Genomic DNA, 12,384 nt, shown 5'->3' on the forward strand with positions numbered 1-12,384 from the left:
CAACCTGCGCTCGGCCGGCATCGTGGAACGCGTCCGCAGGTTCGAACTGGACGCGGGCATCCTGTATCCGGACCAACGGATGCGCCGCGCAGAACGGATCCGTCAGCAACGCAACGGTAGTCGACGCGGCCGGTACCACCCCGAGCCGCAATTCACCGGTCAGGCCGGCCTGCAGCGCGGTGACTTCCTGCTTGAGGGCGTCGCGGTCGGCCAGGATGCGCCGCGCCCACGGCACCAGCCGCTCACCCTCCGGGGTGAGGCCCTCGAACTTCTGACCGCGCCGCACCAACGGAACGTTGAGTTCCGATTCGAGCTTGCGGATCGCTTCCGACAGCGCGGGTTGGGAGACGTAACAGGCGCTCGCCGCGCGGCCGAAATGGCGCTCCTGCGCGAGCGCGACGAAGTACTCCAGCTGACGGAACAGCATGTGCCCATTCGATCACGTGGACCGGCGGGACACTCGTTCGCAGGTCTCCCGAAGGCCGGCGCGCTCTCTAGAGCGTTTCGTCCAGCTCGCCGAGGCGGTCGGTCAGCCGTAGATTCTCGGAGTAGTCGACCGGGCAACTGATCAGCGACACACCGTCGTCGTCGAGCGCGGCCCGCAGCGTGGGCAGCAGTTCGTCGGCGCTGTTGATCCGGTATCCCTTGGCGCCGAAGCTTTCTGCGTACTTGACCACGTCGGGGTTGTTGAACTTCACGTAGTAGTGCGCCCCGAGCTCGAGGTCCATCTTCCATTCGATGAGGCCGTAACCGCCGTCCTCCCAGATCAGCACCACCAGCGGGATGCGCTCTCGCACGGCGGTCTCGATTTCCTGCGAGTTCATCAGGAACGCGCCGTCGCCGACGACGGCCAACACCTTGGCCTCGGGCTGCGCCAGCTTGACGCCCAGCGCCCCCGGGAGGGCAAAACTCATGGTGGACAAGCCATTCGAGATCAGGCAGGTATTGCGCTCGAAGGTCGGGTAGAGCCGCGCCATCCACATCTTGGTGGCTCCGGTGTCGACCAGCACGATGTCGCTGCGACCCAGCGCCGCGCGGGTATCGGCGACCACCCGGGCGGGCGCCAGCGGGTAGCGCGAATCCTGTTGTCCCCGTTCGAATTCGTCGGCCAGCAGGCCCGAGCCGGGCACATCGGCGGCGTGATCGAAGGTATGACCGGACAGCGCGTCGGTCAGGGCGTTCAGCGAGTCGCTGATGTCGCCGATTATTCCGACGTCGACGGAGTAGTGTGCGTCGACCTCGGCGGGGAAGCGGTGGATGTGGATGATCTTCTTGTCGCCCTGCGGGTTGATCCGGACCGGGTCGAATTCCTGCAACTCGTAGCCGACGGCGATGACGGCGTCGGCGTTGTCGAAGCCGAAGTTGACGTAGTCGTGCCGCATGAAGCCCAGCGTCCCGATGCTGTTCGGGTGGTCGTCGGGCATGACGCCCTTGCCGTGGAACGTGTTGGCCACCTGGATGCCGAATTCCTCGGAGAAGCGCACCAGGGCCTTGGTGGCGTCGGCGCGCGCGGCGCCGTGCCCGGCCAGCACCACCGGGCGTTTGGCGTTGCGCAGCACATCGACGGCGCGCGCCACCTGGCGCGGGGCCGGCGCGTCGGCGCGGACGACATTGCGGGGCAACGGTCGCAGGTCGTAGTCGGTGTCGTCGGCGTCGAGGTGCTCGGGCACCGCCAGGTAGACCGCGGCCGGACGCTCGGCCTCGGAGACTTTGAACGCCTTGCGGACCATCTCGGGGATGGCCCGCGCGGTCGGGACGCCGGCCGACCACCGGGTGATGGGGGCGAACATCGACACCAGGTCGACGTACTGGTGTGACTCCTTGAACTCCCGGTCGTGGCCCACCTGCGCGGAGATGGCGACCAGCGGGGTGCTGTTGGTGGTGGCGTCGGCCACCCCTAGCTGCATGTTGATGGCGCCCGGGCCCAGCGTGGCCGAGACCACCGCGGCGCGTCCGGTGACCCTGCCGTACATCTCGGCCATGAACGAGGCGGCCTGCTCGTGCCGGGTGAGCACATAACGGATGCTCGAGGAAGCCAGCGCCTGCACGAACCGGATGTTCTCCTCGCCGGGCACCCCGAACACGACGGAAACACCCTCGTTTTCCAGGCACTTGACGATCAGCTCAGCGGCTTTGCTCATCCGACACCTCCCTTAGGGGAACGATAGTGGCAGGCTAGGTGTTGGACTTTTCAGCCGTAAGCAACACGAACCCGATGAAGGAGGGCCGACGTGCCCATCGCCACCATTAACCCGGCTACCGGCGAGACAGTGAAGACCTTCACCCCGGCCACCGACCAAGAGGTCGACGCCGCGATTGCCCGTGCCTACGAACGCTTCCTCGATTACCGCCACAACACCACGTTTGCCCAGCGGGCCGAGTGGGCAAACGCCACCGCCGACCTGCTCGAGGCGGAGGCCGACGATGTCGCCGCCATGATGACGCTGGAGATGGGCAAGACCCTGAAGTCGGCCAAGGCGGAAGCGCTGAAGTGCGCCAAGGGTTTTCGCTACTACGCCGAAAACGCCGAGAAGCTGCTGGCCGACGAACCGGCCGACGCCAAGGCGGTGGGCGCGAAGAAGGCCTACACGCGCTATCAACCGCTCGGGGTGGTGCTGGCGGTGATGCCGTGGAACTTCCCGCTTTGGCAGGCCGTCCGGTTCGCCGCACCGGCGCTGATGGCCGGCAACGTCGGGATCCTCAAGCACGCGTCGAACGTGCCGCAGTCCGCGCTGTACCTCGCCGACGTCATCGCGCGCGGCGGCTTCCCCGAGGGGTGTTTCCAAACCCTGCTCGTCTCGTCCAGCGCGGTCGAGCGCATCCTGCGCGATCCGCGGGTGGCGGCGGCGACCCTGACCGGTAGCGAACCGGCCGGCCAGTCCGTGGCGGCCATCGCCGGCGACGAGATCAAGCCGACCGTGCTCGAGCTCGGCGGCAGCGACCCGTTCATCGTGATGCCGTCGGCGAACCTCGACGAGGCTGCCAAGACCGCGGTCACCGCCCGGGTGCAGAACAACGGCCAATCGTGCATCGCCGCAAAGCGGTTCATCGTGCACACCGACATCTACGACGCGTTCGTCGACAAGTTCACCGAGCAGATGGAGGCGCTGACCGTCGGCGACCCGACCGACCCGGACACCGACGTGGGCCCACTGGCGACCGAGTCGGGCCGCGACGAGATCGCCAAGCAGGTCGACGACGCCGCCGCGGCGGGCGCCAAAATCCGCCTCGGCGGCAAGCCCATCGACCGGCCGGGGTGGTACTACCCGCCGACCGTCGTCACCGACATCACCAAGGACATGGCCCTCTACACCGAGGAGGTGTTCGGCCCCGTCGCGTCGATGTACCGGGCCGCCGACATCGACGAAGCCATCGAGATCGCCAACGCCACCACCTTCGGCCTGGGATCCAACGCCTGGACCAACGACGAGGCCGAGCAGCAGCGCTTCATCGACGACATCGAGGCTGGCCAGGTCTTCATCAACGGGATGACGGTGTCCTACCCGGAGCTGGGATTCGGCGGCGTCAAGCGGTCGGGCTACGGCCGCGAGCTCGCGGGCCTGGGCATCCGCGCGTTCGTCAACGCCAAGACCGTGTGGGTCGGGGAACCCGAGAGCGGCTCCTCGTCGGGCGACGACAAGGTCGAGTGAGCTCGGGCCGCCGTCACACCCCAGCCAGCAGCTTCTCGTCCTCCTCGGCGAAGGTGTCCTCGAGCTGGACCGGCGAATAGTCGAGGTCGATCTCGCTGAGCGGGCGCCCGCGCGCGCTGGAGATGGTGCCGAAGCGCCGCATCCCCTTATCGGAGGCGTAAGCCATGAACTCGTCCACCGACAGGCCGAAGGGCATCGGGTCGTAGAGGGCGAAGCCCTCCTCGATCAGGCGCAGGCCCAGCGGCATCAGCTCGTTCATCCGGGTCTCGAAGACGCCCCAGTTGGCGTCGTCCGCGGCGACGTGGCGCCGGCAGGTGAAGGTGCCCCAGGCCATGTGGCGTCGCTCGTCGTCGCCGATGCGACGCACCAGCTCCTGCATGCCGGGCAGGATGCCGCGCTCCACGCAGATCTTGTGCCAGCCGAAGTAGCCGGTCAGCGCCAGCATGCCTTCGACCATGTGGTTGTAGGTCACCGACGCGCGGACCTGGGCGGCCGGCGACGGATCGACCGTCAGCGCGTTCAGACAGTCCGGCAGTTCCTCATAGAAGATCGTGCGGTAGGTGGGCACGTCGTCGAGGTAGTAGTGCAGGTCCTCGGTGATGCCGACGGCGTCGAGCCACATGCGGAACACCTGGACGTGCTTGGCTTCCTCGAAGGCGAACTGCGTCAGATACATCTCGTCGCCGAGCCGGCCTTCGGCCCGCATCGCGGCCATGAACGGCTGGATGTCCTGGGTCACCGACTCCTCGCCGGCGATGAACTCGGCGCACAGCCGGGTCGCATAGCTGCGTTCGTCGTCGGTGAGCCGCTCCCAGTCCTCGCGATCGCGGGAGAAGTCGATGTCGGCCGGATTCCAGAATTTCGCGTTGCCGCCCGCAAAGAGCTTGAGCGGCAAGCTGTCCCAGTTGAGGCCGCCCTGTGCCATCGAGGCGATTCGGGTGCGATTCATGTGACCTCCTCAGATCGTTTAGGGGCTGGGCTGATCGGCGCGGATTTCGGCGCGGCCGAGAACGCGGCGGCCAGCACCGCGACGAGCCTGCGCACGGCCAGCGCCGGCTGCTCCGGGGTGGGCTCGTCGAGCCCGAGAATCGGATCCAGGCCGCGCATGTAGGGCGCCAGCGCCAGGTGCGGAAAGATCAACAGCAGCAACGACAGCAGCGCGTCGGTGTCGGAATCCGCGCGTAGGTCGCCGCGCAGCTGCGCGTCGCGCACCAGCGGGCGCATCACCTCCAGGTAGTGCCGGTGGATGACGTTCTGCACGCTGACCCGGGCCTCGGTGTCGACTTCCAGGGTCGCCGCGGCGTGCAGCGCCCGTTCGTGCGGGTGGTCGGCGAAGTAGGCCACCCACGCGTCGAGCCAGTCGGTCAGGAAGTCGAAGAACGGCCGGCTCGGATCCAGCTCGCGGATGCGGTCCTCCATGTAAGCCCGCACCCGCTGGCTGCCGATGTCGGCGATGAACGCATACAGGTCGCGCTTGTCCGCGAAGTACTGGAACAGGCTGCCCTTGGCGACCCCGGCGCGGCGCGCGATGACGTTCAGGCTGCCCCGGGAGAACCCGTGCGCCCCGAACTCCGCCTCCGCGGCTTCGATGATCGCGGCACGACGGGCGGGATCGACGCGCGCCCAGGTGACCGTTGGCAATGCCGCCTCCTCACCTCAATGACCACTGGTCATATTACGGTGATCTGCGTCACAGTCAAGGGGTTCCGGCGGCCCAACGTGCAACCAACTTCACGCTCGCAGCCCAACGTGAAACTAACTTCCCCCCGAGCGCCCCGTTGGACGGGCGCTCGCAGCCCCGCGCCCGGCTGGCCGGGCGCTCGACGAGCGACGCCGGCCCTACGGCCGCATCTGATACGCGCCGTTGATGGGCGCGATGTGCTCTTTCCACAGCTGGTCGTAGCGCGACGGGTCGTGGGCGGGGCGACGGATCATCCGCATCGCGAAGCGGGCCTGCGCGTCCGTCGTCGCCGGCTTGTCGCCCAGCTCGACGGCGTACGCGTTGAAGTCGCGGACCAGCACGGCGAAGATCTCGTCGATCAGTCCCTCGTCGACGCCCGACAGCCCGGCCTCCTCCAGGATGAGCTGGGCATACGGCACGGCGGCGAACAACTGCCCGACGGCGAAGGCGAAGTCGATGTCTTTCTGCTGCGCGGCATCCGGCGTCGCGCCGGCCAGCATGTCGGCCAACACGTCGATCTGCGAGCGCAGCAGCGCGACGTTGGGCAGGTGCCCGAAGCGGTCGAACGGCGCGCGCCAATCGTGGAAGCGCACCTTGCCCAGCCCGCCGGTGGGGCCCTGGTTGAACAGGAAGGTGTCGTCGGCGGCGTCATCGCGACGCCCGATCAACGGCAAGTCGGCGTTCGGCGCAAACAGGAAATTGGGCATGAACTTGCCGAGCAGCCCGATGTTGATGTGGACGGTGCCTTCCAGCCTTGGGAGCAAACCGATTTCGCGGGTCATCGCCTCGAAGATGGTGTCCTTCTCCACGCCCTTGGCGGCGATGACGTCCCACAGCGCGGCGATGACGCGTTCGCCCTCGCTGGTGATCTTCGCCTTGGTGAGCGGGCTGTACAGCAGGTAGCGGCGGTCGGAGGCCGACGCGCTGCGCATGTAGTCGCAGGCGCGGGTGGCGACCATCCGCATCGCGACCAACCGCGCGTAGGCGTCGGTGAGCAGCCGCCGCACATGGGTGAAGTCGGTGACCACCGTCCCGTACAGGATGCGGTTGGAGGCGTGGGTGACCGCCTCGTACATCGCGTGGGTACACATCCCGACCGCGCCCCAGCCGAGGTTGTACTTGCAGACGTTGACGGTGTTGAGCGCCGCGTGGAACGCCTCGGGCCCGCGGTGCAGGATGTCGGCCTCGGTCACCGGGTAGTCGCGCAGCGCGTAGTTGGCGACGAAGTTCTGCGAGTTCACCACGTTCTTGATCAACCGGTAGCGCTCGTGCTGAGAGTCGGCGGCGAAGAACACGTACTCGTCGGTGTCGTCGAACTTGCCGAAGGTGGACACCATCCGGGCCACGTTGGCGTTGCCGATGTAGTACTTTTCGCCGTTGGCGACCCAACCCGCCTCGGAAGGCGTCAGGTTCATGTCGGTCTGGTAGACGTCCGCGCCGTGCGTCTGCTCCGACAAGCCGAACGCGAAGACCTCGCCGGCCTCGAGCAGCGCGGCGGCCTTGCGCTTGGCGTCGGAGTTGGCGCTCATCCAGATCGGCCCCAGGCCCAGGGCGGTGACCTGGAAGGGATACCAGTAGTTGAGCCCGTAGAAGCCGACGATCTCGGCGAACGCACTGATCCGGTAGGTGTCCCAGCGGCAATCATCGGCCCCATAGGCCGACGGTGTCAGCAGCGACGCGAAGATGCGCTCCCGGCCGACGTGCTCCAAAAAGTCCGAGTACCAGACCCGTTCGTGGTCGTCGGACTTCAGCCTGGCCTTGCCGCGGGATTCGAAGAAGTCCACCGTGGCGGCCATGATCTCCCCCGAGCGGCGGTCTGGGTACTGGCGTTGCAAGTGGTTGGGATTGAGCAACATGACGTGACTCCCAGCGGGTTCTCGACGAAGACGAGGGTGACGGTACTGCAATGGCGCGGCCCCCGGGGGTGCCTGGAATAAAACGACCCTGTTGGTCGGGTGTTAGTCGACCTAGCATCAGTGGCGTGTCAGAACTCAATACCGCTCGCGGGTCCATCGATACCGCTGCGCTAGGCGTCACCCTCATGCATGAGCACGTGTTCATCATGACCACCGAGATCGCGGAGAACTACCCCGAAGCGTGGGGCGACGAAGAACAGCGGGTGGCCGACGCCATCAAACGGCTCAACGAGCTCAAGGCCCGCGGGGTGGACACCATCGTCGATCTCACCGTGATCGGCCTGGGCCGCTACCTCCCGCGCATCGCCCGGGTCGCGGCGGCCACCGAGCTGAATATCGTTGTGGCGACTGGGCTTTACACCTACAACGACGTGCCGATGTACTTTCACTACCTCGGCCCGGGCGCACTGGCGGGCGGGCCGGAGATCATGACCGACATGTTCGTCCGCGACATCGAGCAGGGCATCGCCGACACCGGCATCAAGGCCGGGATCCTCAAATGCGCCACCGACGAACCCGGCGTCACACCGGGCGTCGAGCGGGTGCTGCGCGCGGTCGCCCAGGCGCACAAGCGCACCGGCGTGCCGATCTCGACGCACACCCACGCGGGGCTGCGGCGCGGGCTCGAGCAGCAACGCATCTTCGAAGAGGAGGGCGTCGACCTGAGCCGGGTGGTGATCGGTCACTCCGGCGACAGCACCGACATCGGTTACCTCGAGGAGCTGATCGCCGCCGGCTCCTACCTCGGGATGGACCGCTTCGGCATCGACGCGTTCCTGCCCTTCGAGGATCGGGTGAACACGGTGGTGCGGATGTGCGAGCGCGGACACGCCGACAAGATGGTGCTCTCGCACGACGCCAACTGTTACTTCGATGCGATCCCGGAGGAGCTGGGGTCGCAGATGCTGCCGAACTGGCACTACCTGCACATCCACAACGACGTCATCCCGGCGCTCAAGGAGCGCGGCGTCACCGACGAGCAGCTGCAAACCATGCTGGTGGACAATCCGCGCCGCATCTTCGAGCGGCAGGGCGCTTATGAGTGAGCCGATCCCGCCGATCGGTTCCCAGATTTCGGCGCTGGCCGCACTGGCCCCCGACGAACCGGCGGTCACCTGCGACGACACCACCCTGACCCGGGCCGAGCTCGACCGTTCGACGAACCGGTTGGCCCGCGCCTACGCGGAACTCGGGGTGGGCGTCGGCGACTACGTGACGATGGTGCTGCCGAATTCGGTCGAGTGGATCCAGGCCGCGGTGGCGTGCTGGAAGCTGGGCGCGGTGCCCCAGCCGTTGTCCGCCCGGTTGCCCGACGCGGAGCTGCAGGGACTGCTGGACTTGCGCCCACCCGCCCTGCTGGTCGGCCGCGAGCAGCCTGGAATGGCAAGCGTGCCAGCCGGTTTCGAACCCGATCCGGCGTTGTCGGATGAGGCATTGCCCGAGGCGGTGTCACCGGTGTGGAAGGCGATGGGATCCGGGGGCAGCACCGGGCGGCCCAAGCTGATCGAATCCGGCGGCGATAGCCGGATACCGGCGGCGATCGGCTACCCGCTGGGCGCCCAGGAGGGCGACACCACTCTGGTGCCGGTGCCGTTGAGCCACAACACCGGTTTCACCACCGCGACCATCGCGTTGCTGATGCGCCATCACCTGGTGTTGATGAGCCGGTTCGACCCCGAGCGGTTTCTCCGGCTGATCGCCGACCATCGCGTCACCTTTTTGACGACGGTGCCGACGATCATGCAGCGGACGCTGCCGGTCTACCAGGCCAACCCGGAAGCCTACGACCTGTCCTCGATTCGGCGGTTCTGGCACCTGGGCGCGCCCTGTCCCCCGGCCATCAAGCAGGCGTGGATCGACCTGCTGGGCGCGGAGAAAGTCTGGGAACTCTACGGCGGCACCGAATTACAGGCGCTGACATTCATCTCCGGAGACCAGTGGCTGGCGCACCGCGGCTCGGTTGGCCTGGTGGTGGCCGGCGAGATGAAGGTGCTCGACGACGACGGCAACCCCTGCCCGCCCGGCGTGGTCGGCGAGATCTACATGCGGCCCGGCCCGGACAGCGCGCCCACCTACCGCTATGTCGGCGCCACGGCGAAAAGCCGCGACGGCTGGGACTCGCTGGGCGATCTCGGCTATTTCGATGCCGACGGCTTCCTGTATCTCTCGGACCGGCGGGTCGACATGTTCACCGTCGGGGGCCGCAACGTCTACCCCGCCGAGATCGAGAACGCGCTCTCGGCGCACCCGGACGTGCTGTCGTGTCTGGTCGTCGGAGTCCCCCACGAGGATCTCGGCCAGGTGCCATACGCACTCGTGCACCCGATCGACGGTTCGAACCTGGATTGCGTTGGCGTGCAAGAGTTTCTGCGCGAGCATGTGGCGGGGTACAAGGTGCCGCACACCGTCGAGTTCGTCGACACCCCGTTGCGCGACGACGCCGGCAAGGCCCGCCGCTCGGCGGTGCGGGCCCAGATCATCGAGCGCTTGTCGACCGCGGAGGCCAGCTGACCCGCACTGGTCTAGGGCCGCCATGAGCCGCATTCGGCGATCAACGCATACGACAGTGCATTTAAATCGAGCTTGGGCCGCGCGAAGATGCTCCAGCAGGAATACTTGTTTTTTCGAGTCTGTAATCGTCTGTAATGACCAGGTACTGGAGAACGATGCCGTCTAAGTCACCGACATCAACCCCGAGACTTCCGCCCGCCCGGGTGGCTCGGGCGGTCGAGCGAGTCCGTCATCACGTGTGGCGGCTATACCAGAGACTGGCACCCCCGCCGATCGCGGTCATCGAAATCCTCTTCGGGGCCTTTCTGTCGCAGGCCATCTCGGCATCCGCGCAATTGGGCATTGCCGACGCGCTGGCTGCGGGCCCACTGAGCAAAGAGGAGTTGGCGCGCCGCATCGGGGCCGACCCGGACAGCGTGGCTCGGTTGATGCGGTTGCTGATCAGCCGCGGCGTGTTTCGCAGGCGTCGCGACGGCCGTTTCGCGCTGAACGCGCTGGCCGACACGTTGCGCACCGACTCGCCGATCTCGACGCATGGGACTGCCCTGTTCTTCGGCTCCCCGCAACATCGAGCGAACTGGACACGGCTGGCCGATGCGGTGCGCACCGGAGAGCCGAATCCCCCGAAAGTGTTCGGCAAGGACATCTTCGACTATCTCCGGGACGACCCCGAGTTCGCGGAGATCTTCAACAACGCCATGACCTCCACGTCGTCAGTGTTGGAGGCTGCGGCGGTCGCGGCGTACGACTTCAGCAACTTCGGCGTCATCGCCGATATCGGTGGCGGCCACGGCCGGTTACTGTCGTCCCTTCTCGCCGCCGCCCCCAACGCCCGCGGCGTGCTGTTCGACCTCCCCGAGGCAGTCGAGGGAGCACCACCTGTGTTGGCCGCGCACGGCGTCGCCGACCGAGTCACGGTGACGGGCGGGTCGTTCTTCGAAAGCGTGCCAGTCGCTGACGCCTATGTGATGAAGAACGTCATCCACGACTGGCCCGATGACAAAGCCATCGCGATCCTCGGCACCATCAAAGCCGCGGCCCCTGCGGGCGCGAAGCTGCTGCTGCTGGAGATGGTGGTCCCCGACCACGACCGCGAATTCCTCGGCCACTACGCCGATATGGAGATGCTGGTGATGGCGGGCGCATTGGAACGCGATCTCAAGCAGTGGACCGATCTACTCCGGCGGGGCGGCTTCCGGCTGCAGCGCGTGGTGCAGACGGCGGGGCCGCTCTGCGTCATCGAAGCCGCGCCCGGTTAGGAGGCCCGCCTCCGGCTCAGGCCTGCTGCGGGATGACCCGGCGAGCCGCTACGCCGCGTCGGATTTGGAGAGCGGACGGGACCGGACCGGCCGTCCCAAGATCACCTTGGCCGTGATCGCGCCGAGCTTCAGCATGCCGAGGTAGGTCGACGGGTTGAACAGGGTCGGCCACACCGTCCGGGTCCTGTTTTCGTCGATCGGGCGTCCGGTGAACCGGTCGCGCAGCCACCTGAGGGCCATCGGCGAGGACAGCGGGTGCAGCAGCAGGTGACCGCAGAATCGATCGCGGTGATAGGTGACCGCCACCCCCGCCGCGCCATACGTCGCGACGAGCTCATCGATGTCGTCGACACTGATGATCCTGTCGTGCACCGCCTGGATCACCAGCAGGGGCAGTTCGGGTGGGGTTCTGCCGAGCTTGGTTTCGTCGAAGATGTGGCGCACCTCCGGCAGGTCCCACAGTTCGTCGGTGGAGATGTCGACGTAGGAGCCGATGTCTGCGTTGCGCAGCCGCCGAACCGCGCCCGCGGTGGTCAGCTTCCGCAATTCGTTCAGCACCGCCCTGCCCTCTTCGGTGGCGTGCTCGATGACGACCCGCTGCGCTTCCGGGAACACCTCGGTCAGCGCCGCGATCATCAGCGCGGCGAGTCCGGCGAAAAACGACCCGTTGAGGCGGCGCGCGACGCTTTCCGGGTCGGCGACCGGTGAGCCGAGCACCGCGCCGACGATATTGAGTTCCGGCGCGTAGCGGTCGGCCGCCTCGGCCGCCCACGCGGAGGCGAAACCACCGCCCGAATAACCCCACAAGCCCACCGGGGCGGACGGGGACAAGCCCAGGCGTTCACAATTCAGGGCCGCCCGGACACCGTCGAGAATGCGGTATCCCGGCTCGCGGGGTGCGCCCCACATGCCGTGACAGCCCTCGTGGTCGGGCACCGAGACCGCCCACCCTTCGGCCAGTGCCGCCGCCACCAGCAGAAACTCCGCCTGCGTGAACGCGCCGATCGCCCCGGCGCCGCGGCGCAGCGCGTACGACGGGAAACACTGCGACGCCACCGCATCGATAGCGCACTGATACGACAACACCGGACACCGCGGATCGCGCTGTTCCGGCAGCAACAAAGTGGTCACGGCGACCTCGGGATCGTCGTGCAGGTTCGTGCTGCGGTAGAGGAGTTGGGTGGCCGTGAAGCTTTGCGGCAGCAGGCCCAGGAAGCCCAACTCGACCGTGCGCGAGCGCAGCACGGTGCCACATTCAGCCTGTTCATAACCCGGCGGCGGTTGGTAGAAGGGATCGTCATCCGGCGAGAGCGGACGCTCGCCAGGACGCAACTCCTCGTGTGGCGTGTCCGCCATCGGCCGTGCCG

10 protein-coding genes are annotated in these 12,384 nt (G+C 67.1%); 4 read left to right on the plus strand and 6 right to left on the minus strand.

What is annotated here, in order from left to right; genetic code table 11:
* Nucleotides 1-427 (minus strand): LysR family transcriptional regulator (locus A5646_RS04840; protein WP_197505123.1); only part of this gene is annotated, 427 nt, incomplete at its 3' end.
* Nucleotides 428-494: 67 nt separating this feature from the next.
* A complete protein-coding gene (locus A5646_RS04845; protein WP_067020258.1) occupies nt 495-2,141 on the minus strand; it encodes an acetolactate synthase large subunit in 1,647 nt (548 codons plus the stop codon).
* A gap of 90 nt (nt 2,142-2,231) precedes the next feature.
* Between A5646_RS04845 and A5646_RS04850 the strand changes: the two genes are divergently transcribed.
* On the plus strand, nt 2,232-3,650 hold the full coding sequence (locus A5646_RS04850; RefSeq protein ID WP_067020260.1) for an NADP-dependent succinic semialdehyde dehydrogenase: 1,419 nt from the start codon (nt 2,232-2,234) through the stop codon (nt 3,648-3,650).
* A 13-nt stretch (nt 3,651-3,663) separates the two neighbouring features.
* Here the strand turns inward: A5646_RS04850 and A5646_RS04855 are convergent, their stop codons facing one another.
* The 3 genes from A5646_RS04855 to A5646_RS04865 form a co-directional block, all read right to left on the minus strand.
* Nucleotides 3,664-4,599: a R2-like ligand-binding oxidase gene (locus A5646_RS04855; RefSeq protein WP_066865970.1), complete on the minus strand. Its 936-nt coding sequence runs from the start codon at nt 4,597-4,599 to the stop codon at nt 3,664-3,666.
* Nucleotides 4,596-5,291: a TetR/AcrR family transcriptional regulator gene (locus tag A5646_RS04860; protein ID WP_067020263.1), complete on the minus strand. Its 696-nt coding sequence runs from the start codon at nt 5,289-5,291 to the stop codon at nt 4,596-4,598. The genes A5646_RS04855 and A5646_RS04860 overlap by 4 nt, the downstream gene beginning before the upstream one ends.
* A gap of 198 nt (nt 5,292-5,489) precedes the next feature.
* Nucleotides 5,490-7,187, minus strand: a complete 1,698-nt coding sequence (locus A5646_RS04865; RefSeq protein ID WP_067020266.1) for an acyl-CoA dehydrogenase family protein — start codon at nt 7,185-7,187, stop codon at nt 5,490-5,492.
* A gap of 125 nt (nt 7,188-7,312) precedes the next feature.
* Between A5646_RS04865 and A5646_RS04870 the strand changes: the two genes are divergently transcribed.
* The 3 genes from A5646_RS04870 (at nt 7,313) to A5646_RS04880 (ending at nt 11,017) form a co-directional block, all read left to right on the plus strand.
* Entirely contained in the window at nt 7,313-8,293 is a 981-nt protein-coding gene (locus A5646_RS04870; protein WP_067020269.1) for a phosphotriesterase, read from the plus strand.
* Nucleotides 8,286-9,758: an AMP-binding protein gene (locus tag A5646_RS04875; RefSeq protein WP_067020272.1), complete on the plus strand. Its 1,473-nt coding sequence runs from the start codon at nt 8,286-8,288 to the stop codon at nt 9,756-9,758. The genes A5646_RS04870 and A5646_RS04875 overlap by 8 nt, the downstream gene beginning before the upstream one ends.
* Nucleotides 9,759-9,994: 236 nt before the next feature.
* On the plus strand, nt 9,995-11,017 hold the full coding sequence (locus A5646_RS04880) for a methyltransferase (protein ID WP_067020275.1): 1,023 nt from the start codon (nt 9,995-9,997) through the stop codon (nt 11,015-11,017).
* Between the two features lie 48 nt (nt 11,018-11,065).
* On the opposite strand, the gene A5646_RS04885 is transcribed toward A5646_RS04880, so the two are convergent.
* Nucleotides 11,066-12,373 (minus strand): lipase family protein, encoded by a 1,308-nt coding sequence (locus A5646_RS04885; RefSeq protein ID WP_067020278.1) that lies wholly within the window; start codon nt 12,371-12,373, stop codon nt 11,066-11,068.
* Nucleotides 12,374-12,384 lie beyond the last annotated feature (11 nt).

It is taken from the genome of Mycobacterium sp. 1245499.0, from assembly GCF_001673615.1.
In the GTDB taxonomy this organism is placed as follows: domain Bacteria; phylum Actinomycetota; class Actinomycetes; order Mycobacteriales; family Mycobacteriaceae; genus Mycobacterium; species Mycobacterium europaeum_A.

Coding starts and splice junctions, on each gene's coding strand:
- A5646_RS04875 (WP_067020272.1), top strand. CDS start 8,286: ATGAGTGAGCCGATCCCGCCGATCGGTTCCCAGATTTCGGCGCTGGCC.
- A5646_RS04845 (WP_067020258.1), bottom strand. CDS start 2,141: ATGAGCAAAGCCGCTGAGCTGATCGTCAAGTGCCTGGAAAACGAGGGT.
- A5646_RS04885 (WP_067020278.1), bottom strand. CDS start 12,373: ATGGCGGACACGCCACACGAGGAGTTGCGTCCTGGCGAGCGTCCGCTC.
- A5646_RS04865 (WP_067020266.1), bottom strand. CDS start 7,187: ATGTTGCTCAATCCCAACCACTTGCAACGCCAGTACCCAGACCGCCGC.
- A5646_RS04855 (WP_066865970.1), bottom strand. CDS start 4,599: ATGAATCGCACCCGAATCGCCTCGATGGCACAGGGCGGCCTCAACTGG.